Source organism: Ilyobacter polytropus DSM 2926, from assembly GCF_000165505.1.
Classification (GTDB): domain Bacteria; phylum Fusobacteriota; class Fusobacteriia; order Fusobacteriales; family Fusobacteriaceae; genus Ilyobacter; species Ilyobacter polytropus.
On sequence record NC_014632.1, the window covers coordinates 942777 to 968108 of the forward strand.

Annotated in this window: 27 protein-coding genes; 20 read left to right on the plus strand and 7 right to left on the minus strand. The window is 32.6% G+C overall.

The annotated features are described in order from the left end of the window. Window positions 1-118 precede the first annotated feature (118 nt). The 12 genes from ILYOP_RS04270 to ILYOP_RS04330 all read left to right on the plus strand — a co-directional run bounded on the left by ILYOP_RS04270 (window position 119) and on the right by ILYOP_RS04330 (window position 10140). Window positions 119-811: a 5'-methylthioadenosine/adenosylhomocysteine nucleosidase gene (locus ILYOP_RS04270; RefSeq protein WP_013387293.1), complete on the plus strand. Its 693-nt coding sequence runs from the start codon at window positions 119-121 to the stop codon at window positions 809-811. 13 nt (window positions 812-824) lie between these two features. Then, complete coding sequence (locus tag ILYOP_RS04275) at window positions 825-2054, plus strand: bifunctional folylpolyglutamate synthase/dihydrofolate synthase (protein ID WP_013387294.1); 1230 nt, start codon at window positions 825-827, stop codon at window positions 2052-2054. 2 nt (window positions 2055-2056) lie between these two features. Next, a complete protein-coding gene (locus tag ILYOP_RS04280; RefSeq protein ID WP_013387295.1) occupies window positions 2057-2323 on the plus strand; it encodes a hypothetical protein in 267 nt (88 codons plus the stop codon). After that, window positions 2313-4268, plus strand: coding sequence for an HPr(Ser) kinase/phosphatase (gene hprK, locus ILYOP_RS04285; protein WP_013387296.1), 1956 nt, complete (start codon window positions 2313-2315; stop codon window positions 4266-4268). The genes ILYOP_RS04280 and hprK overlap by 11 nt, the downstream gene beginning before the upstream one ends. A gap of 24 nt (window positions 4269-4292) precedes the next feature. Further along, the gene (locus ILYOP_RS04290) at window positions 4293-5171 is read left to right on the plus strand and encodes a YitT family protein (RefSeq protein ID WP_013387297.1); all 879 of its coding nucleotides are present in this window, start codon (window positions 4293-4295) and stop codon (window positions 5169-5171) included. Window positions 5172-5184: 13 nt separating this feature from the next. Then, window positions 5185-5547, plus strand: a complete 363-nt coding sequence (folB, locus tag ILYOP_RS04295) for a dihydroneopterin aldolase (RefSeq protein WP_013387298.1) — start codon at window positions 5185-5187, stop codon at window positions 5545-5547. Continuing rightward, the gene (gene folK / locus ILYOP_RS15485; RefSeq protein WP_013387299.1) at window positions 5540-6415 is read left to right on the plus strand and encodes a 2-amino-4-hydroxy-6-hydroxymethyldihydropteridine diphosphokinase; all 876 of its coding nucleotides are present in this window, start codon (window positions 5540-5542) and stop codon (window positions 6413-6415) included. The genes folB and folK overlap by 8 nt, the downstream gene beginning before the upstream one ends. A 31-nt stretch (window positions 6416-6446) precedes the next feature. Beyond that, window positions 6447-7433, plus strand: a complete 987-nt coding sequence (locus ILYOP_RS04310) for a DHH family phosphoesterase (RefSeq protein ID WP_013387300.1) — start codon at window positions 6447-6449, stop codon at window positions 7431-7433. Window positions 7434-7445: 12 nt separating this feature from the next. Beyond that, window positions 7446-8354 (plus strand): CsgG/HfaB family protein, encoded by a 909-nt coding sequence (locus ILYOP_RS04315; protein ID WP_013387301.1) that lies wholly within the window; start codon window positions 7446-7448, stop codon window positions 8352-8354. 9 nt (window positions 8355-8363) lie between these two features. Then, window positions 8364-9161, plus strand: a complete 798-nt coding sequence (locus tag ILYOP_RS04320) for a GNA1162 family protein (protein ID WP_013387302.1) — start codon at window positions 8364-8366, stop codon at window positions 9159-9161. 78 nt (window positions 9162-9239) lie between these two features. After that, window positions 9240-9563 (plus strand): cell division protein SepF, encoded by a 324-nt coding sequence (locus ILYOP_RS04325; RefSeq protein ID WP_013387303.1) that lies wholly within the window; start codon window positions 9240-9242, stop codon window positions 9561-9563. A 214-nt stretch (window positions 9564-9777) separates the two neighbouring features. Continuing rightward, window positions 9778-10140, plus strand: coding sequence for a DUF2780 domain-containing protein (locus ILYOP_RS04330; protein WP_013387304.1), 363 nt, complete (start codon window positions 9778-9780; stop codon window positions 10138-10140). Window positions 10141-10205: 65 nt separating this feature from the next. Here the strand turns inward: ILYOP_RS04330 and dhaM are convergent, their stop codons facing one another. From dhaM to dhaK, 3 genes are read right to left on the minus strand one after another with little or no spacing between them, the layout of a single operon-like run. Continuing rightward, window positions 10206-10601, minus strand: a complete 396-nt coding sequence (dhaM, locus tag ILYOP_RS04335) for a dihydroxyacetone kinase phosphoryl donor subunit DhaM (protein WP_013387305.1) — start codon at window positions 10599-10601, stop codon at window positions 10206-10208. Window positions 10602-10614: 13 nt separating this feature from the next. Next, the gene (gene dhaL / locus ILYOP_RS04340; RefSeq protein WP_013387306.1) at window positions 10615-11238 is read right to left on the minus strand and encodes a dihydroxyacetone kinase subunit DhaL; all 624 of its coding nucleotides are present in this window, start codon (window positions 11236-11238) and stop codon (window positions 10615-10617) included. A 13-nt stretch (window positions 11239-11251) separates the two neighbouring features. Beyond that, on the minus strand, window positions 11252-12250 hold the full coding sequence (gene dhaK, locus ILYOP_RS04345) for a dihydroxyacetone kinase subunit DhaK (RefSeq protein WP_013387307.1): 999 nt from the start codon (window positions 12248-12250) through the stop codon (window positions 11252-11254). A gap of 433 nt (window positions 12251-12683) precedes the next feature. Here dhaK and ILYOP_RS04350 point away from each other — a divergent pair, with 433 nt between their 5' ends. Next, a complete protein-coding gene (locus ILYOP_RS04350; RefSeq protein WP_013387308.1) occupies window positions 12684-13430 on the plus strand; it encodes a glycerophosphodiester phosphodiesterase in 747 nt (248 codons plus the stop codon). Window positions 13431-13492: 62 nt separating this feature from the next. Here ILYOP_RS04350 and ILYOP_RS04355 read toward each other — a convergent pair whose 3' ends face one another. Then, window positions 13493-13693, minus strand: coding sequence for a cold-shock protein (locus ILYOP_RS04355; protein ID WP_013387309.1), 201 nt, complete (start codon window positions 13691-13693; stop codon window positions 13493-13495). 804 nt (window positions 13694-14497) lie between these two features. On the opposite strand from ILYOP_RS04355, the gene ILYOP_RS04360 reads away from it, so the two are divergent. After that, entirely contained in the window at window positions 14498-14908 is a 411-nt protein-coding gene (locus ILYOP_RS04360) for a VOC family protein (protein ID WP_013387310.1), read from the plus strand. A gap of 55 nt (window positions 14909-14963) precedes the next feature. Here the strand turns inward: ILYOP_RS04360 and ILYOP_RS04365 are convergent, their stop codons facing one another. After that, on the minus strand, window positions 14964-16427 hold the full coding sequence (locus tag ILYOP_RS04365; protein ID WP_013387311.1) for an aminoacyl-histidine dipeptidase: 1464 nt from the start codon (window positions 16425-16427) through the stop codon (window positions 14964-14966). Between the two features lie 211 nt (window positions 16428-16638). Here ILYOP_RS04365 and ILYOP_RS04370 point away from each other — a divergent pair, with 211 nt between their 5' ends. Then, entirely contained in the window at window positions 16639-17094 is a 456-nt protein-coding gene (locus ILYOP_RS04370) for a DUF2628 domain-containing protein (RefSeq protein ID WP_013387312.1), read from the plus strand. A gap of 51 nt (window positions 17095-17145) precedes the next feature. Here the strand turns inward: ILYOP_RS04370 and ILYOP_RS04375 are convergent, their stop codons facing one another. Continuing rightward, window positions 17146-17928, minus strand: coding sequence for a Cof-type HAD-IIB family hydrolase (locus ILYOP_RS04375; RefSeq protein ID WP_013387313.1), 783 nt, complete (start codon window positions 17926-17928; stop codon window positions 17146-17148). Window positions 17929-18129: 201 nt separating this feature from the next. On the opposite strand from ILYOP_RS04375, the gene ILYOP_RS04380 reads away from it, so the two are divergent. Then, complete coding sequence (locus ILYOP_RS04380; RefSeq protein WP_013387314.1) at window positions 18130-18360, plus strand: hypothetical protein; 231 nt, start codon at window positions 18130-18132, stop codon at window positions 18358-18360. Window positions 18361-18496: 136 nt separating this feature from the next. Here ILYOP_RS04380 and ILYOP_RS04385 read toward each other — a convergent pair whose 3' ends face one another. After that, window positions 18497-18937 carry a single-stranded DNA-binding protein gene (locus ILYOP_RS04385; protein ID WP_013387315.1) on the minus strand — a complete coding sequence of 147 codons (441 nt, stop codon included), beginning with the start codon at window positions 18935-18937 and terminating at the stop codon, window positions 18497-18499. An 850-nt stretch (window positions 18938-19787) separates the two neighbouring features. Between ILYOP_RS04385 and ILYOP_RS04390 the strand changes: the two genes are divergently transcribed. The 4 genes from ILYOP_RS04390 (at window position 19788) to polA (ending at window position 25324) form a co-directional block, all read left to right on the plus strand. Beyond that, window positions 19788-20558 carry a MipA/OmpV family protein gene (locus tag ILYOP_RS04390; protein WP_013387316.1) on the plus strand — a complete coding sequence of 257 codons (771 nt, stop codon included), beginning with the start codon at window positions 19788-19790 and terminating at the stop codon, window positions 20556-20558. Between the two features lie 168 nt (window positions 20559-20726). After that, on the plus strand, window positions 20727-21686 hold the full coding sequence (locus tag ILYOP_RS04395) for a hypothetical protein (protein ID WP_013387317.1): 960 nt from the start codon (window positions 20727-20729) through the stop codon (window positions 21684-21686). 437 nt (window positions 21687-22123) lie between these two features. Then, the gene (locus ILYOP_RS04405; RefSeq protein WP_013387318.1) at window positions 22124-22531 is read left to right on the plus strand and encodes a hypothetical protein; all 408 of its coding nucleotides are present in this window, start codon (window positions 22124-22126) and stop codon (window positions 22529-22531) included. An 81-nt stretch (window positions 22532-22612) separates the two neighbouring features. Then, on the plus strand, window positions 22613-25324 hold the full coding sequence (gene polA / locus ILYOP_RS04410; RefSeq protein WP_013387319.1) for a DNA polymerase I: 2712 nt from the start codon (window positions 22613-22615) through the stop codon (window positions 25322-25324). Window positions 25325-25332 lie beyond the last annotated feature (8 nt).

The window sequence follows — 25332 nt, forward strand, 5'->3', positions numbered from 1 at the left end:
AATAAAATCCCCATAATAATTGCTTAAAGGTATGGTATATGTTATACTTTTTTTGAAAAATTCTGTTGAAAAACAATGAAATTTAGAAGAAAAAAATTAAGAAAACGGAGGAAAAAAATTGATCGGAATAATAGGAGCAATGAACGAAGAGATTATAGAATTAAAAGAAGTTATGGAAAATATTCAGGAGGAAAAAAAAGTAAATCTGACTTTTTATAGAGGTAAATTAAAAGGTAAAGATGTAGTGCTTGTAGAATGCGGAATAGGAAAGGTAAATGCTGCAATCTGTACCACTCTTCTTATAGACCACTATAAGGTTGATAAAATAATATTTACAGGTGTTGCCGGAGGAGTCAATCCTGATATAGAGGTGGGAGATATAGTAGTTTCTACAGAACTCATTCAGCATGACTTTGACACCACAGCCTTTGGAACTGACCATGGAGTTATACCTAGAATGGAAAATTCTGTTTTCACGGCAGATGTGACTCTTAAAAACATTGCTGAAGAGGTAGCCGTTCAGAAATTTGGAAAAGAAAAAGTGTGGACAGGAAGAATTCTGAGCGGAGATCAGTTTGTTGCTTCTATAGACAAGATCAAGTGGCTTAGAGATACTTTCAACGGAGAATGTACCGAGATGGAAGGAGCAGCTGTGGCACATGTGTGTTATTTATTTAATACTCCTTTTTTGATTTTAAGATCTATTTCAGATAAGGCAAATCATGATGCAGATGTTGATTTCGCTGAATTTGTACATTTAGCTGCAAAGAACTCAAAGGAGATTTTAGAAGGGATACTAGAAAGGATCTAAAGGAAGGGAAATTATGGATACAAATAAAATACTCGACGAACTTTATTCCTATTCAATGTTTGGCATAAAGCTCGGACTTGAAAACATCGAGAGAATGTGTGAGGCTCTCGGAAACCCACAGGACAAATACAGGGTCATACACATAGCAGGTACAAATGGGAAAGGCTCTACAGCGACAACTATAGAGGCAGGGCTTATAGAAGCAGGATACAGAGTAGGGAAGTTTACCTCACCTCATATAATACGGTTCAATGAAAGAATACAGTTTGGTGGGAATGAAATAGAGGATCAAGAGATTTGCAGTTACTACCTTAAGGTAAAAGAGGTTGTAGAAGAAAAAAGGATTAAGGCGACTTTTTTTGAAATGACAACCGCTATGATGTTTTTGTATTTTGCAGATAAAAAAGCTGAATTTGTAGTTTTAGAAACAGGAATGGGCGGAAGATATGATGCCACCAATGTTGTAAATTCTGAAATAGCTGTCATTACAAATGTAAGCTTAGACCATGTAGGTTTTTTAGGGGATAATATATATGATATTTCCAAAGAAAAAGCAGGGATAATTAAGAAGAAGTGCATAGTTGTGGTAGGAGATGACAATTTAGATTTTATAAAAGCCATAAGAAATGAGACAGAGAACTTTGTGAATATAAAGAGTAAGTATAAAAATATAGAGTATACTCTTGATAAGGAAAATTTTCTTACAGAGATAAATATAGAAAATAAAAAATACTCTTTTTCTCTATTTGGAGAGTACCAGGTGGGGAATTTTTTATGTGCCTATGAAACATTAAAAATATTGGGCATAGAAAGTGAAGTAATACAAAGGGCTGCAGCAAAAGTAAGGTGGCCTGGAAGATTTGAAGTTTATAGCAAAACTCCTTTGGTAATACTAGATGGAGCTCACAATGCTGATGCTGCTGAAAAGCTGAGAGAAAATTTAAATCTTTCATTTTCTCCTGAAGAGGTTGTAGCGGTAGTTTCAGTTTTAGACGATAAGGATATTCCAAATATAATGAGAGAGATTAGAGGTTTTTCTGATACTATTATCCTTACTTCTCTTGAGATGTTTAAAAGAGGTCTGAAAGGAGAGGAACTTTCTGTATATACAGATTCCTTTAAATTATCCCTCATAGAAAATGATATAAAAGAAGCCTATAAAAAGGCATTTTTTATGGATAAAAAAGTAATAGTAATATGCGGCTCTTTTTATCTTTTAAGCAGATTTAAGCAGGAGGCTTAATTTTGAAGAAAAGAATAGTTTTTTTTAGACTTATGTTGTTGCTATTTTTGATAGCTGCTCCGTTGTATCTATTTAGGATAGTTTATTTTCATTGCAAGGTTCATGTTTTAGAGCGGTCAGTTAGAAAAGAGAATTTGATCAGTAAAATACGAGAAAACTCTCTGACAAGAAATGAAGATTTTTTGGAAAATAAAAACTATAGAATTGCCCTTGAAAAATTAGAAAAAGAAAAACTACAAGTGGAAGGAGTTGTGATAGTTGAACAATAGAATAATTACTCATAAATCGATATCTATAAGAGAGATTATATCAGAATTCGATCTAGAAGTTGTATGTGAGGGAAATCTAGACTATGAAATGACAACCCCAAATATAAATAGGTCAGGCCCTGAATTAACTGGTTTTTTTGATGAGAATTCAGATATTTTAGACTCATATATTCAGGTTTTCGGGAATGAAGAAATGACTTATTTAAAAAGATTAGAGGTCGATAAAAGAGTTGAAATTTTAAATAAATATTTTTCTTATGCTTTTCCAGCAATAATACTGTGTGACATAGATACAATCGATGAAAAATTTCTTGAAATAGCTGAAAAAAACAATAAAAGTCTTCTCAGAAAAAAACAAAGAGCCAGTGTATTTATAAGGGATATCAAATACTTTCTCCAGAAAAAACTTGCTTCAGAGATGATGCTAAATGATCATATACTCTTAGAGATTTTTGGTATCGGAATTCTGATCACAGGAGATGTAGATGCAAAACAAGGTGTTACCATAGAGCTTATCGAAAGAGGGCATAAATTTATAACAGATAATAATGCTATTCTGAAAAAAACTGGAGATGACAAACTTGTAGGTGAAAACAGGTTTGATAAATCATCAGATTCTGAACACTTTTTTTTAGTTCATAAAGGTGGTGGGAAGATAGATCTAACTGATACCTTTGGATTGGGATCCACAAGAAAGGAAAAGCAGATAAACCTTCTTGTAAATCTTGAAAGATGGAATGAGAGAAAATTTTATGACAGACTTGGTTTAGATCAGGTTTTTGAAGATTTTCTAGGGATAAAAATTCAAAGGCTGACTCTTCCTGTACGTAAGGGAAGAAATCTGGCGGTTATTTTGGAAACAGCTGCAATAAATCACAGGTTGAAAAAATCTGGAGTTAATTCAGCAGAGTATTTTTTAAATGAAACTAAGAAATTAATATTAGAAAATAAAATGAGAAATCAGGGAGAAGAAGGTATGAAAAACCATATATCTTTATCAGTCAATGATTTAAAGAAAAAGTTTAATTTAGAAGTATTATGTGGCGAGGACAAGTTAGAATCTGCTTTTATTTATAAAACCAGTATTCATCGACCTGCTCTGGCTCTGTCAGGATATTATGACATGATAGATGAGGATGGATCGGATAGGCTGCAGGTTTTTTCTGAAGGAGAGTTTAGATACTTAGAAAGTTTGGATGAAGAAACAAGAAAGAAAAATCTCGAGACTTATTTAGATTACAATTTTCCAGCTATAATTCTTTCTAAAATAGATGATATACCAAAATATTTTATAGATGCCATAAAGGAAAAAGGAAGAATACTTCTCAGATATAATAAGAGCAAAACCAGTCAGATTATAGCCGATTTCAACTCGTTTCTTGAGACTTATTTTGCACCTTCTATTACACTACACGGTGTATTTGTAGAGATGTACGGTTTTGGGGTCTTACTAACAGGTAAAAGTGGAATAGGTAAAAGTGAAACTGCTCTTGAGCTTATACACAGGGGACACAGGCTTATAGCAGACGACATGGTTAAGTTTATAAAGCACCCTAGTGGAGATATTTTGGGAAGAGCGGCTAAACTACCTCATTTCATGGAAATAAGAGGACTCGGTATTATTGACATAAAGGCTCTTTATGGTTTGGGGTCCGTGAGACTTACAAAAAGACTAGATGCCATACTGGAATTGAGGGAGTTAAAATCTGATGAATACCTTACTTCTACGAAGTACTCTGGAGGATCAATAGAACTCCTTGAAAGTTCAGTACATAAGGCAGAATTATATATTTCATCAGGACGTAATGCTGCCGCTATGGTTGAGGTAGCGACTATGAATCTAATGGCAAAAAAATTGGGGCATGATCCTGAGAAAGCTTATGAAGAGAGTTACGGTAGATTTACAGAGGAAGAAAAAAGAATCCTGGATTTTCAGGAAAATTAAAGGTTAAATCAGAAAGGGAAAATAATGAAAAGAAAGAGAAAAAGAAAAAGTATTTTCTTAGATTATTTTATAGTTAATCTAGGTTCTTTGATTACAGCAGCCGGCATAGCTTTTTTTCTAGCACCAGCGAGGATAGCTCCAGGAGGTGTCTCGGGACTTGCAATTATAATAAATTCTATATGGGGAACTTCTGTAGGTGTAACCATGCTTTTTTTGAATGTACCTATATTTCTTATAGGACTTAAGATATTTGGAAAAGCTTATGGGTTTAAAACCTTCTTAGGAACTGTATTACTCTCTATTTATGTGGATCTTCTAAATTATTTATTTCCGAATATAGATACACTTATCGATTTTGCAAAGGGCGGAAACCTGTTTTTGGCAACAATATATGGTGGCCTTCTTGTGGGACTCGGTGTGGGTATGATAATGAAATTTGGTGGGAGTACAGGAGGAACAGATATCCTGGCTCAGGTTATTAATAAATATTTAAAACTTTCAATGGGATATTCCATGATGGTTGTTGATTTTATTATTGTTTCGATCGCAGCATTAGTTTTTGGTTTTGAAAAGGCTCTTTACGCCATAATAACTCTTTATGCTATTGGAGTGGTAATTAACAAGGTATTTGAAGGTGTAAGTTACAGTAAGATGGTATACATAATTAGCGATAAATATGAAGAGATAAGGAATATAATAATAACAGAATTAGATAGTACAGGAAACGGCTTGGATATAGAGGGGTTATATACAAGTAAAGAGAGAAAAATGATAATGACTGTAATGAGAAATAAGAAGATACATGATTTGAGAGAACATATAAAAGCAGTAGACCCTGAAGCCTTTGTTATAATATCAGAAGTATATGAAGTTTTGGGTGAGGGATTTACTCCAATAAAATAATGGAAGTGGTAAGATGGATAAAATAATAATAAAAAATATGGCTTTTTACGGATATCACGGAGTTTTATCAGAAGAGACGACCCTGGGTCAAAAGTTTTTTATTGACATGGAGATAAGTAAACCTTTGAAAGAAGCCGGAATTACAGATGACCTCACGAAAAGTGTAAGCTATGCAGATATTTATGAGAGGGTAGAGAATATTGCCAGGGGAAAAAGTTATAAGCTTATAGAGGCACTGGCAGAAGCTGTCGCTGGGGATATTCTAAAGAACTTTGATATAAATAAGATAAAAGTAAGAATAAAAAAACCAGAAGCCCCTATACCTGGTCATTTTGATTATGTAGGTGTAGAAATAGAGAGAAGTAAAAATGACTAAAGAAAGGCTGGCCTACCTCAGCCTCGGCTCTAATATGGGAAATAAACTTTATTATATTGTTTCTGCGATTCAAAGGATAAATATCACTAATGGAGTAAAAGTAAGTAAAATATCCTCTTTTTATGAGACAGCTCCCTGGGGAGTAACAGAACAGGATAGTTTTTACAATATAGCCTTGGAGATAAAAACAACGCTTCTTCCCTTTGAGCTTTTGAGAAATCTGCAGAGGATAGAAATAGAGCTTAGCAGAATAAGAGAACTGAGGTGGGGTCCTAGGACGATAGATATAGATATAATTTTTTATGATGATTTAAAGATTGATATACAAGAATTAACTATCCCACATCCTAGGTACATAGACAGAAATTTTGTATTAAAGCCTATGTATGAAATTCATCCTCATAATGAACTTCTCCTAAAATACATGAAAAGGGACAATTCAGAAATCAAAAAAATTAATCCTAAAATTCTTGTAAGCTCATGTCTTTTAGGTGAAAACTGTAATTATAAGGGCGGCAACAATAAAAGTAGTTTGCTAGAAAAACTTGAAAACAGCGTGTTATATATAAAAATTTGTCCAGAAGTAATGGGTGGCTTAGAAACTCCTAGAGTTCCAGCAGAGATAAAAAATAACAGAGTAATAAACAAAGAAAATACAGATGTAACAGAGAAATTTAATAAAGGAGCTTATTTGGCTCTTGAAAAAGCATTAGCAAACAACTGCTCACTTGCCCTAATGAAAGGGAAAAGCCCATCCTGTGGCTATGGTAAAATTTACAGTGGTGATTTCACAGGCAAATTGGTAGAAGGTGACGGTGTTACAGCAAAACTTTTAATAAAAAACAAAATAGATATTATACCAATTTAGGGGTTGTTATCCCAAAAATTTAGGAGGATAAATGAGTAATTATACCGAAATAATTGACAAAATAAAAAATTCTGAAAGAATTCTTCTGACGTCTCATATAAATCCAGATGGAGATGCCCTAGGATCTGGACTTGCACTTTTTCTGGCATTGAACAGATATAATAGGATTCAAAGTCAGTTAGATGAGAACTATATGGACAAAGTTGTGAGATTTGTATTAGAAGACAATGTTCCAGGGAATCTTAAATTTCTCAAAGGAACCGAAATGATTGAAAATATAAAAAATGTTAATAGCAAATATAATTTTGATCTCGTTATCTGTCTTGATTCTGCCAACAAGGAGAGGATAGGGAGTGTAGAAAAACTTATAGGGGATGACAGTTTCGTTATAAATATAGATCATCATACAAGCAATACCAGATATGGAGATATAGACTGCATAGAAAATATATCTTCGACTTCTGAGATAATGTATAAATTTATTAAAGAAATGGGAATAGAAATAGATACACTTATAGGCGAGGCAATTTATACAGGAGTTGTAAATGACACTGGAAATTTTGCCCACTCAAATGTTACAACAAATACATTCTTACTAGCAAGTGATCTATTAGAAAAGGGAGTAGATAATTCTAAAATTGTAAGGGAGTTTTATAACAGCAAAAGCATGTCAACTCTTAGGTTAATGGGAAAAGCTTTGGAAGATATGGTGTATGTTCCTGAAAAAAAACTTGTTCATCTGTTTATATCTATCGAAACTCTCAAAGAGCTAGATGCTAAAAAAGAGGAATCAGAAGGTCTGGTGGAATTAATCAATTCCTATGAAGGTTCTGAAGTATCTCTGTTCTTAAGGGAAGAGGAAAAAGGTAAGATAAAAGGAAGTATGAGAAGTAAGCATGACAAAGATGTTAATGCCATTGCAAAATTATTTGGTGGCGGAGGACATATAAAGGCGGCAGGTTTCACAAGTAGTTTATCAGCAGAGGAGATAATAGAAAAAGTAAAAGCAATGCTTTAAGGGGGAAAAATCATGAAAAAAATATTTGCGTTTTTTCTAATATTACTTACAATAACAGCTTGCAGTAAGACTACAAGTACTGTAAAAAAGGATGACAAAATTCAAAAGCTAAGGGAGTATGATGAATCTAAGGAACAGGCTGGACCTAAGAGAAAGATAGTCATAGGCAAAGTCAAAAATGAAACAAGATTTGGAAATAAAAGACTTGGAGATATAGCAAAGGATGTTTTGATAGCTGAATTTTCCAAGACCAATAAGTTTATCGTTTTGGAAAGAGAAGATCTTGATGCTGTAATGGAGGAAACCGAGTTTTCCAATGCACTTGGACAGGGTATTATTTCCGGTCAGCAGCAGTTTTTAGATGCGGAATATGTAATTGTCGGTTCAATTACAAAATATGCAGTAAATACGACAGGTTCAAGTAAAATAATTTCTAAATCAAAGGAACAGAGAGCAGAAGTGGCAATTGATATCAAAGTTATTGATGTTAGAACTGGTAAAGTTTGGAGTGAACTTGGAGAAGGTTATTCTACTGTAAAATATGGAACAACTTTTGGTGTAGGAACTTCAGGAGGGTATGATGAAAGTCTTGAGCAGGAGGCTTTTAGAGCTGCCACGATTGATTCTATGGAAAATATTATCGAGAGAATTGATAAGACACCGTGGAGTGCAAAAGTAGCAAAAGCATATTCAAATAAAATAATAATTAACTCAGGGAAAATAAGTAATCTAAAATTAGGGACTAAGCTAGATGTTTTTAAACAGGGAGAAAAAATAGAATTTGAAGGAGAATTTTTAGGGTATATAGAAGAAAAGAAGGGAACAGCCAAAATAATTGATTATATGGGTGAAGACGCAGCCATTGCAGTTTTTGACGGTGAAAAATTTGACCTTCCGGCAGTAGTAAAAATTAAAAGATAGGGTGTTTTTATGAGAAGAGGAGTAATAACAACTATCCTTCTCCTGATTTTTTTTACAGGATGCAGCAGCAGAAGAATGGTGCGACAGAGTGAGACAAATGTTTCTCCTGCAAAACTTGCTATTTTACCTATAGACAACCTGACAAATGATGTATCAGGGGCAGAGGTTCTAAGGGAGGTTATCTATGCAGCTTTTATTGAAAATCCCAAAGGCTACGAGGTTCAGCCTATGCAAAAGACAGATGAACTTTTGCTCAATGAGGGTATAACTGATGGGGGGCAGCTTTCACTTGTTCATCCTATAGAACTTTCTGAAATTTTAGGAACAGACGGACTTCTTTATATAAAACTCGAAGAACTTTCTCTTATAACTTTGCCTTTTTATCATGTTCGAAAAATAGATATGACTTACAGAATGTATAATATGGGAAAGCTTTACATCGAAGAACCTCTTGTTGTTGCCAATAGATTTTTAGATATAAACGGTATTTTAAAAACTATAGATGATCCTTCAAACGGACTAGCTTATGCTGGACAAGGGATTGCTATACACCAAGGTCTTAGATTTATAACAGCAGGTCTAGGAAAGCATGAGTTAAGACCTGAGATGGGAATGATCTCATTAAAATTATTAAAAACACTGCCTATTGGTTTAGCAGGCAGTGAAGAATATATACAAGAGGTTGAAAAAGAGATATTGAAACTCAGGGAGAAATTTAAGAATAATGAAAATATTCTTCCTGATAATCTGGAAAATGAATATATTGAGAAAAAAATCATAGAAGATGGTATTCAATTAATAAATTAAATTATGTCTTCCCTTGTATTTTCCCAATAAAAATATTAATATATAAAATAAGAACTATGTATTAAAAGGAGACAGCCTATGAATTTCGATATAGTATTTCTAAAACCAGAAAAATTTGAGGAATGTATGAGTATAGTAGAGCACATTAAAAAAGAGAGAATAGTTCATATTAACCTTTCAAAATTGGATGCAAAAAATTCTCAGAGAGTATTGGACTTTGTCAGTGGAGCAGTTTATATTCAAGAAGCACAGATAATCCAGCCTGGAGAACAAGTATTTTGCTCAGTCCCAAAAGGCAAGAGCTATTTTATGGATGGGAAAGAAAAGGCCCTTAAAGGTGATACAGAACTTATTGATCTTAGATATGATGAAGAAGAGGAGATAAAGCCCAAGTTTGGTTGATAAAATTTTAATAGGATTGACAAAAAACAGCTGTTTGGATAATGCTGTTTTTTTATTTTTGAAGAAAAAATAAGAGGATTTTTTCAATCTGCATCATAAAACATATATATGAATGTACTTATAATTAATAGTCATATTTTGGTCTAGATTTTGCATATAATCTATTTTTGATGGAAAGCTTATCGACTGTAAATTATAAAGGAGGAGAAAATCCATGGAATTAATTGAAATGTTGACAAGTCAATTGGGGGTAACTGAAGAGCAAGCAAAAGGTGGTTCAGGTCTTATATTTAAAATGGCAAAGGACAAACTCCAGGGAGAAGAATTTAGTCAGGTAGCTGATGCAGTCCCTGATATAGAGGGGATGATTTCATCAGCTCCAAAAGCTGGAGTTATAGGTGGATTGACTTCTTTGCTAGGTGGTAAAGCGGGACATCTTGCAGGTCTAGCTAGTGGATTTAAACACCTTGATCTAGGTGGAGATATGGTAGGTAAATTTGTTCCTGTTATACTCTCTTTTGTACAGTCAAAAGGTGGAGAAGGGGTAAAAAACATACTTGAAAAAGTTATGAAATAGGTAAAAAGTAATAAAAAGAGGGACTCTAATAAATAAGAGCCCCTCTTTTTATTATAGTTATCTTGTCACTCGAGTTTAGAAAAACTTCTGCTTTCTTCAATCTCTTCCACCAATTCCCCTATACTTATCCCTGGACAATTGGCAGACATTGCCACAAGAGCCCCCTCCACTATAGGTGCATCTGCTATTACTATTTTATCTTGCTGTTCAGGTTCTAAAAATTCTAAAGACATCTGAGCATTCATAACAGCACTTCCTAGATCGCATAGAATTACCGCTCCATCACCCTCATCAGCTTCTTTAATAGCCTCAAGGATGATATTTGGTTCAGTTCCATAGTAGTCCCCTGAAGTACCGCTTCCATTCACAACTTTAAATGGATAACTTTTCATTTCAGAAGTCAAGTTGATTATTTCTTCTCCTAAATTTCTATTGTGGGATACAATGATGAGTCCTATCATGAATTCCTCCTAATTATAAAACTTCTAAGATCGCCTCTAAAATCAATTTGGTAGATGTAGCACCAGGATCAGCATGCCCAATACTTCTGTCTCCTAAGTAACTTGCTCTTCCCTTGGTAGCTTTAATAGTCTTTGTATACTCCACTCCGTCTCTTGCAGCTATTACTGCCTGCTCTAAAGCCTTTGTTCCAGACTCTTCATCACTGAGGGATTTCTCATAGGCTTCATATGCAGGGATAAGAGAATCGAGTATTGTTTTTTCACCTTTTACGGCTTTTCCCCTCATTTGGATGCCGTCTATAGAAGCTTTGAGTATGCTCAAAAAAGCTTTGGAGTCGATGGATTCCATTCCTTTTACTGCAGCGGCACTTTTCATAAAAGCTGTTCCATACAGAGGTCCAGAAGCTCCTCCGACTGTTGAAATAAGAGTCATAGCGACAGTATTTAAAATTGTAGTACAGTCTTTACCTTCGAGGTCCTTTAGTTTATCTTTTACATTTGTAAAACCTCTTGACATATTAATGCCGTGGTCTCCGTCTCCAATCGCAGTATCGAGGTCATTCAAAACCATTTTATTTTCTATTATACGATCCCCTATATTATTAAGAACATCTAAAAGTTTTTTGTTGTCAATCATAGTATTATCTCCTTTAGAATTGTTTGAATGCAGGTGTATCAGCTTTTGCATTTAAAAGTTTTTTAAGTTCGTCGTCTAATTTAAGGATGCTTATAGAGAATCCAGGCATCTCAAGAGAGGTCATAAAATTACCGACAAAAGTGTTTGCTATTTTGATTTCTTTTGCTTTCATAATTTCTGCTACTTTTCTGTTTACAATGTAAAGTTCCATGAGAGGAGTAGCCCCTAGACCGTTTACCATTACAGCTACCTCTTCTCCCTTTTCTATTTGGATATCCTCTAATATTTTATTCATAAGTTCTTCAGTATGTTCATCTGCAGTTTTTATTTTTTCTTTAGAAACTCCAGGTTCTCCGTGAATTCCAAGACCTATCTCCACTTCGTCTGCTTCTAATATAAAACCTTTTTTACCAGCAGCAGGAACGATACATGCATCTAGTGACATTCCCATACTTCTCACATTTTCTATTACTTTCTCAGCAACTTTTTTTACCTCAGAAAGGTCTCTTCCCTCTTCAGCTGCTGCCCCGGCTATTTTATGGATAAATACTGTTCCGGCGACTCCTCTTCTACCAGCAGTATATGTACTGTTTTCTACTGCAACATCATCATTGACAACAACTTTTTCTACTTTTATGTTGTCCATGGCAGCCATTTCAGCAGCCATCTCAAAATTCATTACATCTCCTGTATAATTTTTAATAACAAGAAGAACTCCTTTTCCTCCATCTACAGCTTTTATAGCTTCAAGGACCTGATCTGGAGTAGGTGATGTAAAGACCTCTCCTGCTACGGCACCATTTAGCATACCTGTACCTACATATCCTCCGTGTGAAGGTTCGTGTCCACTCCCTCCTCCACTTACGAGAGCTACCTTCCCTTTGATTGGTGAATCTTTTCTAACAAGGACATGAAACCCATCTAATTTTTTCAGGTATTCAGGGTGTGCTTCTACAACACCCTCTAACATTTCAGTTACTACATTTTCAGGGTTATTGATTATTTTTTTCATACATCTCCTCCTCGATTATTTTTATGTTAAAATCAAATTTCAACTCTAATTAATATTTTAGAAAAACTTATGTATATTTCCTTTATTGTTTTAATATTTACATATGCTGTAAACAAAAAAGGAAACCCAAAGATTGGCAGCCAGATAGCTGTCTGTCTTGTGTAGTCTCTCTAATTCTCCGCTACATATTTTAAGTTTTAAAATCATTTATAAATCTTTTTGTGCTTATTTACTACAATTTAATGATATTTCATTTTTAAAACAAAGTCAACAAAGGTATACTATATTTGTTTTCACATTTTGTTAAAAGGAAGAGCTTAAAATTTCAGAAAACTAAATTGAGGTTAGATATGTTTATAAAAAGAATTTAAGAATACTTTTTATTACGAGAGGTTACAGGTGAATTTATTAGAAAAATTTTAGGAGGGGAAAATTGAAGATATTTGGACACAGAGGAGCATCAGGTTATGCACCACAAAATACTATATCGTCAGTAAGACTGGCTTTAGATCAGGGAAGTGACGGGGTAGAAATTGATGTACAGCTTACTAAAGACAATGAGGTTGTGGTTTGTCATGATTGGATTATAGATAATGTCTCTGATGGAAAGGGTAAAGTTAGTGATTTTGCATTGGTTGAGATCAAAAAAAATGACTTTGGATCTTATTTTTTAGAGGATTTTAAAGGGGAAAAAATTCCGACTTTAAGTGAAGTTTTAGAATTTTTTCCAAAAGATATTATTCTAAATATAGAGCTCAAAATCAAAGGAAAAAGCAGGGATCTTGTTGCTGAAAAAGTGGCAGATTTATTGCTGTTTCATGAAAGAATTGAAAACACCATTGTATCTTCATTTAATCATTCTTCACTGAAAAAAATTAAAAAATTAATTCCGGAAATTAAAATAGCATTTCTATACAAAAGATGTATTTCTACTATTAATAAAGATATATCCGACTTTGGAATGGATATATACAGTATTCACATTAATGCAAAGTGTGCAAACAAGGAAATTATAAAAGAGATCCATAATCATAATAAGAAGGTATATGTATGGAATTCTAATGATATTGAGACTACGAAAAAATTATACGACATGGAAGCTGATGGTATTATGACTGATTTTCCAATTGATATGAAAAATGCCCTTTGGAAATATATAACAAATAAATCTAAAAATTAAATTTTTAAAAAGCAAAAAAAAATAAAAAAAAGCTGTCTTTTAAGACAGCTTTAATTATTTAATTAAACAGTTTTGATGTTAGAAGCTTGAGGACCTTTTTGCCCTTGAGTGATTTCAAAAGTTACTTGCTCTCCCTCTTCTAAAGTTTTGAATCCGTCTTTTTGAATTTCAGAGAAATGTGCGAATACATCTGTTCCCTCTTCAGAAGTGATGAATCCGAATCCTTTTTCTCCATTAAACCATTTTACAGTTCCCTTTACCATTTGTAATACCTCCATAAATTTTGTTTTGAAATTTAGAACAATTTTTAACTACATCATCACAAAACTTATAAAGTATTGAACGAAAATTAGAAATAAATTTTATTCTTAATAACTGAGTACAGTCTAACATATATAACAAAAATAGTAAAGGAAATATTTTAAAGACAATTCTTTCTTGTAGATTTAATATCTTATCTAGGACATAAAATTATATGTATTAATGAAATTTAATGAGGTTTTAGTGTCTAAATAATTCAAAGTATTTTATCAATAAATTGTTTTAATAAATTAAAAAAGAGGGCTTGTTTACCAAGCCCTCCCACAGTGAAACATCACTTTGTTTATTTAATACTTACTAAGAAACCTAAACCTTTAAATACCTAACTGTTGATTTAAATGACTTTTAAACAGTTAATGGTGCTTCAAATCTAAAACTAAATGTCTTCTTGAAATTCTTAAAAAAACTAACATGGTATTTATGATGCCGTCTTACTTGAAAATCCCTTCGGACATCACGTTCGAAACAGAATAACTTAAACATTAAATCAAATTAATACGTGGATATTACCTACTTAAAACTTTAATCTTCTAAACCAGTCACTTAATCAACCTATCGATGCTCACTGTGAAGATAGAATACGCCACAAATATTAATAATAACTTAAAATGAAATTAATATAATTTCATTTTAAAATTGAATAGCGATATTTGAGATAATAATTACCGTATTTTAAATTTGAAAATTAGAAACTTGTGATATAATTAGACTGATAATTATAAAAAAAGAAATTTAGGTGAAAAAATATGAAAATAAAGAAACTACATCATATATGTATTCAGACTGATTGCTATGAAAAATCTAAAAAATTTTATATTGAAGTTTTGGGATTTGAGCTTGTAAAAGAAACTACTGGTTTTCATCAGAGAGATTATAATACTTGGATGAAATTGGATGATTTTATGATAGAGCTTCAGACACCGAAATCAGGAACAAAATTTTCTAAATGGAGTTCTATGAATTCAGGTCCAGTACATCTATCCTTTTTAGTAGAAAATGTTCAAAAAGCTTATAATAAAATAAAAGCCCAGGGACATACAGATTTTAAGGTAAAAAATGGAAAAGAAATTTATAAGGTGGAAAATGGCTATCTTTTTAAAGTAAAAGCTCCTGAAGGAACTGAAATAGAAGTAAGGGACGATGCAGACATAAATTAAAATAAAAACCCTCTTCAGGAATTACTGTAGAGGGCTTTTATTGATATAAAAATCTTTAAATAATGCTTTTAAAATCCTTTAAAACCTTCAAGAGCAACTCCCAAGATTTTTTTGTAGAAGAGATGGAGAGCTTTTCCTGAGGAGTGTGAGCATTTAGTATATCAGGTCCAAAAGAAATAATATCTACATCGGGCAGTTTGTATTTTAAAATACCACATTCAAGTCCAGCGTGTATAGCTTTTATTTGTGGAGTTTTGCCGAATAAATCGATGAAGGAAGACACCATATATTCTCTGAGCTTAGAAGTTTCAAGATAATTCCATGATGGGTATCTAGCACCTGCCTCAAATGAGCCTTCTGAAACTTCTGCTAGTGCCATGAGCTCTTCTGCAATATAATCTAGTTTATGTTCCTGAGAACTTCTAATGAGTGATTCTAAAATCATATTTTTATTCTCTAGTCTTATTCTGCCTAAATTCAAAGAGGATTCTACAAAATTATCAATATTTGAACTTAGAGAATCTATACCATTTGGATGAAGAAGGATAGTGTTTATGAGTCGTTTGGTGGAAGGTTTGTCTAGCACAGTCTTGTAGTAATTGGCAGTTATTTTTTCTATACTTACCTGTATATCTGGGTCAGTTGTGTAGAATGCTTTTCGTAACTGAGTATTAATAGTTTTTATTGTATTTTCCAATGATACATAGTCAGGGTTTTCTATATAAAGAACAGCTTCAGCCTCTCTTGGAATAGCATTTTCTTTTGAACCACCTGTGAGATCAACTAGATATATTGTATTTTCAAAAGATAATTTTTTTAAGACTTTTCCCAAAGTTTTAATGGCGTTTGCCCTTTGAAAAATAATGTCGGCACCAGAATGTCCTCCTGTTAGACCGTATATTTTTATCTTAAAAAAATTATTTTTCTCAATTGATATTGTCTGAAATGGTATAGACACTTTGAACCTTAATCCTCCTGCACAGCTCACATAAAAAGCTCCTTCTTCCTCTGTATCTATATTTATAAGATATTTACCATTTAGTAAACTTCCGTCTAAGAATTTGGCCCCTGTCATACCTGTTTCTTCATCAGATGTGATAAGGATCTCTAAATAAGGATGGGGAATATCTTCTGAATCTAAAAGTGCAAGGCAAAACGCCAGAGCTATTCCATTATCAGCACCTAGAGTTGTTTTATCAGCAGATATCCAGTCATTTTCAGCTATTAATTTTATTCCCTGAGATTCAAAATCAAAGTCAGTTTCCTGATTTTTTTCCCATACCATGTCCATATGCCCCTGTAGAATAATACCAGGTAAGGTTTCATAGCCTTGACTAGCTTGTTTTTTTATTATGACATTAAGTGCTTTATCTTGTATTACTTCTAGGCCTTTATCCTTAGCAAAGTTTACCAGATAATTACTTATTTTTTCCTCTTTTTTAGAACCTCTTGGAATAGAGCTGATTTCCTCAAAATATTGAAAAACTTTCTTTGGTTCAATATTATTTAAATTAGACAATTGAATTTCCTCCTGTGATATTTATAAGATATTTTATCATTAAACTTTCAAATAAATATATTATTTTTTTAGTTTATAATAAAACTTATTGTATGAAAAAAGTATATTTGGTATATTATAATTAAGAATTATACAACTTCTGCTGATTGCCATTGGTAAAAAATACCGAAGTAAGTCAAATCAGTTTGAACTTGAGGGAGGAACATTATCAATGAATTACGAAGACAAGGCTCTGTTGAGCTATTTAGGAAAAGAAAAAGGATTTGAATGGTATAAAAAATCTTTTGCCAAACATGATGCAAAAAAGGGGAAATTTGCGTGGAGCTGGTCATTTTGGGCATTTATAGGGGGAGGATGGTACTTTATTTATAGAAGGATGTTTGTAGAAGGAGTCTGTCTGCTTGCTTTAGGTGTATTTCTAGCAACGACATATCCGGCTATGATGTTATCTCTAAAAATATCAATGGGTGGAATAGCACCTTATATGTTATATGTAAGGTATAAAAATACTAAAAATGATGTTGAAAGCAAATATAAAAAAGAGAAAGGAAGATTAGAAGCTCTTAGAGAAAGAGGCGGCTACTTTCAACCGGCAATATATTTGGCTGTGGGAGTTTATCTTCTAGCAATATTATTTCTAATTTATGCATATGTTACAGCAGCATAAATCATAAATAAGTATAACAAAATCCCGATATATTTATCGGGATTTTTAAATTTATAGCAAAATTTCTTTTATTTTTTTAACAACACCATTTTGATTGTTGGTTTCTGCTATAAAGTTTGCTTCTTTTTTTAGAAGAGGATGTGCATTTTCCATTGCAAAGCTGTATTTTGCATTTTTTACCATTTCCAGATCATTTAGGTAATCTCCAAAAACCATGGTCTCACACGGAGTTATTTGAAAAAATTCCTGTATTTTTTTAATGGCAGCTCCTTTATTTGCTTTATTATGTATAATATCGAGCCATAATTTCCCAGAGACAGCTATATTAAACTTATCTTCATAGTTTATAAAGTGTTTGTGGCTGTTTTCTTCAGAACCTTTAAAGTCGCATAGAGTGATTTTTAAAATATCATCCTCAATCTTAGTGACATCTTCCACTACTTCAAAACGGGAATAATATCTAGACACTTCTGATACAAGTTTCTCATCACTGTTTTCAATATAAGCAGATTTCTTTCCGCAAATAACTATATGGGCACCCTCTATACCCCGCCCTATCTCTATGAGTTCTATGGCATCTTTTTTATCGATGGTTACAGAAAAAAACTCTATCCCATTTTTCACTACATATGTGCCATTTTCTGCTATAAAAAGCATATCATCCTTTATAGAATCAAATTTTTCTAAGAGATTATAATACTGTCTTCCACTGGCTGCAGAAAATATAATATTTTTCTTTCTGATCTCTTTAAAAACTTCCCAAAATTCATCATCAATTTTATGGTCATCATTGAGTAGACTTCCGTCCATATCTGTTGCGATTAGTTTAATCATTGAACCTCCTTTATAGCTGATTGTGATTTATTTATTAATATTATTTTATAAAATATGGTAACGTTCTTAAGATATAAAGTCAATATCAAATATTAATTTTTCTGTAAAAAGCTTTTAAAGATAGCTAAATTTTAGGAGGAATTTTATTATAAAACCTGAATATGCAGATAAATAAATCAAAAAAAATTTTAGGAGGTTTCTATGAAATTTGTAAAATTTGATAACTCTCTTGTGAGGACAGATGCCATTATAGTCCTTAGAATAAAATTCAGAAATAGCTTTAAAGAATCGGTATGGAATGTAGAAATTTTTATGGAAGATATTTTGTTAGAAGACGAAAAAAATTATTTTTTTGAAAGTTATAAAAGCAAGGAAGAGGCCAAAGAAAGGCTAGAGGAGATAGTGGCGAAAATAGGTATAGAGGTTATTTAAATATTTGCTTTGTAATTTTTAATTGTTACAGACTTTAAACTTTGTTATTTTTGCTTTGAAAACAATAAAAATCAGAGAGCTGTCTTAATACAGCTCTCTGATTTTTATTGTAATTAGATTCCTGCACATACAAATATTAGAAAGGAAATTCGTCATCATCTTCAAATGATTCTGTTTCTGGCTTAGAAGGTGTAGGAGCCTTTGGTTTTGAAGGTTTTGAGTAAGAATTAGAATATCCACCTTGAGAATTGCTGTTGTCATGAGATGATTCGCTGTTTCTTCCCTCTAAAAACTCGATATTATCTACAATAACATCATAAGTAGTTCTTTTTTCACCTTCCACTTCATATCTATTCATCTGAAGTCTTCCCTGTACACCAGTTTTTCTACCTTTTCTTAGGTATTCTCCTATTAATTCTGCAGTTTTTCCAAAAGCTACACAATTGATGAAATCAGCTTCACCTTTTTGGAATGGTCTGTCCACAGCTAGTGAAAATCTACAGTATGCTTTTCCGCTTTGTCCATACTTTAATTCAGGATCTCTTGTGAGCCTTCCCGTTAATACTACTAAATTCAATATAATCACCGTCCTAGATAAGTTTATTATTTAAAGTCGATATAAAATATTGTAGAAAATCAACATTTCAAATCATTAAGTATCTATTTTCTGTAGGGTATGGGATACCCAAAATATATAGACAAAAGAATTATATCATAAAAAATCTGAAAACAAAATTTTAAATTTAACTATTGGCAGAGTCTGAAAAAAGGTAGTCATAGAGTAAATTTTAAAATATAAGAGCCTGCATATTAATTATTTTGAATTGTTAAAATATTACTCGCCAATAATTTAAAGTAGATGAAAAACTGATTTTTTAGGAATCAATATCAGCAATTGATTTAAGGAATCTAACAAAAACATAACGAGGATTAATATGCAGGCAATTTAATTATATCCCCATTTTACCCAAAATAAAATAGTATAAAAATACAATTACTCATAAAAATTTTTTTTCTCTTGGAAATCATCATTTAGTAAAATAATGTTCATTTTTGATCCTTTATAAATTAGTATTACATGTAAATAAGGACTAGATTTTTTTATTTGATGACAAGAATAAAATACAACTAGATTATGAAAAATAAAAATAAAAAGGTTAAAAAAAAATAGTCATAGAGTTTAGAATGATGAGAAAGTTATGCTATAATAGAGAATGAAAAATAAAAAAAGGGGGGAAGGTTGTTGATTTTAAAAAAACGTACACATAAAACAAAAGGAGAATTGAAAAGAACATTAACTTTTTACAGAATAATTGTTGTTCTGCTTATTACTTATATTTTAGGATCACACCTTGGAGTATTTTAAATACTATACTGATTTAGAGTGTTCCAATAATTAAGTCACATCTATAATTAGGAGATTAAAAATGAAAAATAAGTTTGCTTTAATTTTTTTAGTTTGTTTGCTTTTTTCTGCAACTGCCAAGGGAGAAAATGAAAATAAAATTACACTTTCTGTCGGAGCAGGTGCTATTACACAAAATAGTATCTACCAGTCAGAGGATAAGTATGAGACTTTTTCAGTGCCAGCTGTAAATTTGAGATATGATAATTTTTATATCAATTACGATGAAATCGGATATGACCTATATAACCAAGACGGTATGAAATTAGGTCTTATTGGGAAAATCCACTTAGGTTACGATTCTGATGATCTGAAAGATGAATATGAGGCTATGGAGGACAGAGATTTTGATTTTCACCTTGGACTGAAAACTACGTATAATTATGAAAATTTTAAATTTGTTACCTTTGCAACTGGTGACATAAGCGGAAAAAGTGACGGTAAAACCCTTGGGTTTGAAGGGAGTTCAAGATATATGCTGATTAACAGGAGACTTTATTTTATACCTGCAGCAGGAATTACCTATGTTGATGGAAATTATGTAGATTATTTCTACGGAGTAAAGGGAAGCGAAGCAGTCTCTGGAGGAATAAACGGCGGATCAGAGTATAGAGGTGCCGGAGATTTGATATATGGATTAAAAGGAACCTTTAGTTTTATCTATAGCAGAGATCTTTCTTTTCAATGGATAAACGGTGTGAAACTATACGGTGGGAATATAAACAATTCTCCCATAGTTAGAAAGGACTATTCTGTTTATACAGGTTTGGTTGTGACGTACAGATTTCTATAGGGGCTCTAGGGCCTCTTTTTTTTTAATAATGATTTAAATATTAAATATTAAAAGATTTACAGACAAACTACTTTTAGTAAATACTTATTTAACACTAGAATGTTAGACTTGCTTCGGAACAAGGGGAATAGAGTTTATGAAATTTTACAAAAGGAGAGGATTGAGAAAATGAAAAAAAAAATTGCATTGTTACTGGCGGGACTATCAATTGTATCAGGTACAGCTTTAGGAGCATCTTTTAAATTAACAGATGAGATTAAGATCAATGACGAAACAAACTACAGATCAGATGAAAGAACCAAGACAGAATGGACTATAGCTAAAGGTGAATACAAGGCTGACAATGGCTTAAAATTAAAATTTGATGTTGATAGAGATGATATTAATTACGACGCATCTGGTTATGAGGATCATGAAGGCTGGGATACATATTTTGCAGCATACTACCCACTTGCATCTGTTGAATTGGGTGGCCTTACATTTAAAAACGAAATAGGTGCAGAGATGTACTATGACCAAGAGGATTCTTATGATAAAAACGGGTCTGATCAAACAGAAAAAGAAGAAACAGAATTAGGGCTTGCTCTTAAAACTAAGACCAAACTAAACGATACTACAACTTGGTCAACTAAGTTATGGGCTAGAAATATTGATTATGAAAAAGGAACAACTGATGAGGATGAGGTGTTATATGGAATAGAAACTTCAATGGGAATGGATTTCAACAGAAACTGGTCGGCTGAAGTGGAAGTTGACGGTTTCTGGGGAGGATACAGTGACAGCGCTAACACATTTGCAGGTGACGGAATTGATTCATTCAACTATGAGGTCTTTGCATACTTAGACTATGCTCAAGATTTATATAAGACAGATAATTTCAAATTATTCTTTTCAACAGAGTTTGCCATGGAATTCTATGCTCAAGGAGATGACTATAAGGACGCAGAAGAAGATTACTCTGAATATTACATACAGCCTGGGCTCGGGTTCAAATATGGTGTGACAGAATCTGTAGCCCTTCACGGTTGGACAGGCTACAAGGTGTTAGGAGAAACAGCCAACGGCGACGGAACAGTAGATGATAACAATGAGTGGGAATCGGTAGTAGGATTTAAGGTAGCTATGTAATCTGATTTTTATTTAACTCTCCCCGAGTTAAATATAGATTAAGCCCGACTTTTAGCCGGGCTTTTGACTTTAGAATAAATAATCACCTAGATTCATTTACAGTTTCTAAATATCTCTGACAGTGGGAACATTTGACCTTGTTTCCTTCCCTTATAAACTCTATAGGCTCACAGCTTATTTGTTTATTACAGTAAGGGCACTCCTGGGTGCAGAAAAGATAAGAAATTTTTCTTTTGATGGATTCAAAAATTTTATAAAAATTAAAATCATACATAAAAAATCACCTCAAAAATATGTATTCGGCATATAGATAAAATCCTTTTTTTATCTTTTATACTATCATTATAACCTTAAACAGATAAAAAATGTAGAAAATTTAAAAGAATTAAAGGAAATATTCTTGGAATATGTAAATATCACATTAGGGGGGGATGTTAATGAAGCGATTTTTATTATTAGCAATAATGTTGTTGAGCTTCTCTTTTTCTTATAGCTCTAGTAGCTACACAGCTGAGAAGGGGATAGTGCAATCATTACTGGAAAAAACAGGTATAAAAAAAGATCGGAGCAAGGATTTCAAAGTAGACGATATAAAAGTTTTTACTGAAAAAAAAGATTATAGAAGGATAAACATAGATATAAAGAATGTTGGATCTGAGAATTATGAGTCAGTTACCTTTTCAATTTTGTTGGGAAAGACAGAGGAATCAATGTCAGAAGTATATACTTTTACTATTTATGACTTTGATTCTGGTAAAAAATATAAATTCGACTCTAAGGTATATGTGGGAGATGTAAGAGGCAGAAATGCAGAAGTTAGATTTATAGGGGGAAAAGCTGAATAGCTTTTCCTCTTTTGTTTTGCAGAGGAAGTTTAGCTGTGTTATAATAAGGCGAAAAATCCGAAAAAAAGGGAGATCTGAAATATGAAAAGAGCTGTGCTTTTGGATGTAAGTGCAATTATGTATAGAGCATTTTTTGCTCATATGAATTTTAAGACAAAAAATGAACCTACAGGAGCAGTATTTGGTTTTACAAATACGCTGTTGTCAATTATTGATGAGTTTTCCCCTGATTATATAGGGGCTGCCTTTGACGTCAAAAGATCAACTCTGAAAAGAAGTGAAAAGTATAAAGATTATAAATCTGCCAGAAAACCAATACCTGAAGACCTAGTAACTCAAATTCCAAGGATAGAGGACCTTTTGGATTGTTTTGGTATAGAAAAATTTAAAATAGACGGTCACGAGGCAGATGATGTTATAGGGGCCTTGGCCAAGAAACTCTCTGCAGACAATATTGAAGTCTATATAATAACAGGAGATAAAGACCTTTCTCAGCTTGTTGATGACAACATAAACATAGCTCTTTTGGGAAAAGGTGAGGGAAAAGAAAGGTTCAAAATACTCAGAACCGAAGAAGATGTGGTAGAACAGTTAGGAGTAAAACCTAATGATATACCTGATTTATTTGGACTTATAGGGGATGCCAGTGACGGTATTCCAGGAGTTCGTAAGATAGGGTCTAAAAAAGCTTTGGTAATGCTACAAAAGTATAAGAATCTAGAAGGAGTCTATAATCACATTGATGAACTATCTGATCTTCCGGGAATAGGAAAGGGCCTCGTAAAGAATATAGAGGAAGATAAAGACCTTGCATTTCTGAGCAGAGATTTGGCAACAATAGATTTAGAGATACCTGTAGATTATGATCCTCATAAACTTCAGCACGGTATAGAAAAGAATAGGCTTTATAACCTCTTTAAAAATCTAGAGTTCAAGGCTCTTATAAAAAAGTTAAACCTGAAAGAACAAGAGCCGGAAAAAGAAGCTTTAGAAGAGCATAAAAAGAATTCTTCAAAGGAAAATAAACAAATGAGTCTTTTCGGAGGGAAAGTTTCAGAAGAGATCGTTGTTGAAAGAGAAAATAAAATAATTACAACTGAAGATATGTTTGAAGATATGCTTAAAAAAGCAAAGTCTGAAAAAATTGCAGCTATTTTATATGGAGATTGTGGAATATCTGTAACCTTAAAAAGTGGGAATTATTATATGCCTCTTAGTCATGACTATATAGGGTCTGAGAATAACAGCATAGAACTTTTGAAAAAATTCTTATCTGCTGATATAGAATTTATCTCATATAAGTTTAAGGATATTTTAAATGAAGGATATGAGATAAAAAACATTCATTTTGATGTCATGATAGCGTATTTTCTTCTAACTGCCCAGACTAAAGAGAGTATAGAGGTTGTTCTTCATAATGAAACTGGGGATGATTTTCCTCTGTATAAAGATATTTTCGGGAAAGAAGACCCATCAAAACTTCCAGTAGAAGAATACGGAGAATTTATGATGAAAAGAAGTGAATCTCTATATGATATATATAAAGATCTGAAAAATAGAATCGAACTAGAGGATATGCATGATCTTTTTTATAATGTAGAGATGAAACTAATTTTAATTCTTTCTAAGATGGAACAAGAGGGGATAGCCATAGACCCTGAATATTTTCGAGAATTTAGTTTAGAACTTTCCGATAAACTTCAAGAGTTGAAAAAAAATATATTCAAGATATCTGAAGAGGAATTTAACCTGAATTCACCAAAACAACTTGCAGAAATACTTTTTATGAAGCTCAATATTGAGCCAGTTAGTAAGACTAAGACCGGTTTTTCTACAAATGTAGATGTGTTAGAGACACTTAGAGACAGAGGAGAGAAAATAGCTGAATATATATTAGACTACAGGAAACTTACAAAACTTCAGAGCACATATGTAGACGCCCTTCCCAAACTGGCAGATGAAAGAAACAGGCTTCATACAACTTTTAATCAGACAGGTGCGGCCACAGGAAGGCTGTCATCTTCAAACCCAAATCTTCAGAATATACCTGTAAAAAGTGACGAGGGAATAAAAATAAGACGTGGTTTTATATCTGATAAAGGGAATACCCTTTTGGCAATTGATTATTCTCAGATAGAACTCCGAGTACTAGCAGAACTTTCAAAAGATGAGACTCTCATAAAAGCTTACTCAGACGGACTAGACCTTCATGATCTTACGGCAAAAAAAATATTTGATATAGACACAGATGTAACAAGAAGTCAAAGAACCATGGCAAAAATAGTTAATTTTAGTATTATTTACGGTAAAACCCCTTTTGGACTTTCTAAAGAGTTGGGAATAAGTCAAAAAGACGCTAAAGAGTATATAAAAAGATATTTTGAACAATATCCGAGAGTCAAAGAACTTGAAGAGAAAATTATAAAAAATGCAGAAGAAACTGGATATGTAAAAACTTATTTTGGAAGAAAAAGATCAGTAGACGGGATCAGTTCAAAGAACGGGAATATAAAAAAACAGGCTGACAGAATGGCTGTAAATACTGTTATTCAGGGAACAGCAGCTGATATTCTAAAAAAAGTGATGATAGAGATAGATAAAAAGATCAAAGATAAAAACGATATTAAAATGAATCTTCAAGTTCATGATGAACTAATTTTTGAAGTTAAAGATGAGAGCGTAGAAAAATATGCAGATCTAATAAAAAATATAATGGAAAACAGCATAAAATTCAAAAATGTTAAACTAGAGGCAAATGTTGCCCAAGGAAAAAACTGGGCAGAAGCCAAATAAAGGGGTGG

Excerpts from the sequence above, each read along its gene's own strand:
- ILYOP_RS04320 (WP_013387302.1), top strand. The coding sequence starts at position 8,364 with ATGAGAAGAGGAGTAATAACAACTATCCTTCTCCTGATTTTTTTTACA.
- dhaL (WP_013387306.1), bottom strand. The coding sequence starts at position 11,238 with ATGATTGACAACAAAAAACTTTTAGATGTTCTTAATAATATAGGGGAT.
- ILYOP_RS04290 (WP_013387297.1), top strand. The coding sequence starts at position 4,293 with ATGAAAAGAAAGAGAAAAAGAAAAAGTATTTTCTTAGATTATTTTATA.
- ILYOP_RS04395 (WP_013387317.1), top strand. The coding sequence starts at position 20,727 with ATGAAAAAAAAAATTGCATTGTTACTGGCGGGACTATCAATTGTATCA.
- dhaK (WP_013387307.1), bottom strand. The coding sequence starts at position 12,250 with ATGAAAAAAATAATCAATAACCCTGAAAATGTAGTAACTGAAATGTTA.
- ILYOP_RS04355 (WP_013387309.1), bottom strand. The coding sequence starts at position 13,693 with ATGGTAAAGGGAACTGTAAAATGGTTTAATGGAGAAAAAGGATTCGGA.
- folK (WP_013387299.1), top strand. The coding sequence starts at position 5,540 with ATGACTAAAGAAAGGCTGGCCTACCTCAGCCTCGGCTCTAATATGGGA.
- ILYOP_RS04405 (WP_013387318.1), top strand. The coding sequence starts at position 22,124 with ATGAAGCGATTTTTATTATTAGCAATAATGTTGTTGAGCTTCTCTTTT.
- ILYOP_RS04370 (WP_013387312.1), top strand. The coding sequence starts at position 16,639 with ATGAATTACGAAGACAAGGCTCTGTTGAGCTATTTAGGAAAAGAAAAA.
- ILYOP_RS04360 (WP_013387310.1), top strand. The coding sequence starts at position 14,498 with ATGAAAATAAAGAAACTACATCATATATGTATTCAGACTGATTGCTAT.
- ILYOP_RS04275 (WP_013387294.1), top strand. The coding sequence starts at position 825 with ATGGATACAAATAAAATACTCGACGAACTTTATTCCTATTCAATGTTT.
- ILYOP_RS04375 (WP_013387313.1), bottom strand. The coding sequence starts at position 17,928 with ATGATTAAACTAATCGCAACAGATATGGACGGAAGTCTACTCAATGAT.
- ILYOP_RS04325 (WP_013387303.1), top strand. The coding sequence starts at position 9,240 with ATGAATTTCGATATAGTATTTCTAAAACCAGAAAAATTTGAGGAATGT.
- ILYOP_RS04310 (WP_013387300.1), top strand. The coding sequence starts at position 6,447 with ATGAGTAATTATACCGAAATAATTGACAAAATAAAAAATTCTGAAAGA.
- ILYOP_RS04380 (WP_013387314.1), top strand. The coding sequence starts at position 18,130 with ATGAAATTTGTAAAATTTGATAACTCTCTTGTGAGGACAGATGCCATT.
- ILYOP_RS04315 (WP_013387301.1), top strand. The coding sequence starts at position 7,446 with ATGAAAAAAATATTTGCGTTTTTTCTAATATTACTTACAATAACAGCT.
- ILYOP_RS04390 (WP_013387316.1), top strand. The coding sequence starts at position 19,788 with ATGAAAAATAAGTTTGCTTTAATTTTTTTAGTTTGTTTGCTTTTTTCT.
- polA (WP_013387319.1), top strand. The coding sequence starts at position 22,613 with ATGAAAAGAGCTGTGCTTTTGGATGTAAGTGCAATTATGTATAGAGCA.
- folB (WP_013387298.1), top strand. The coding sequence starts at position 5,185 with ATGGATAAAATAATAATAAAAAATATGGCTTTTTACGGATATCACGGA.
- dhaM (WP_013387305.1), bottom strand. The coding sequence starts at position 10,601 with ATGATAGGACTCATCATTGTATCCCACAATAGAAATTTAGGAGAAGAA.
- ILYOP_RS04330 (WP_013387304.1), top strand. The coding sequence starts at position 9,778 with ATGGAATTAATTGAAATGTTGACAAGTCAATTGGGGGTAACTGAAGAG.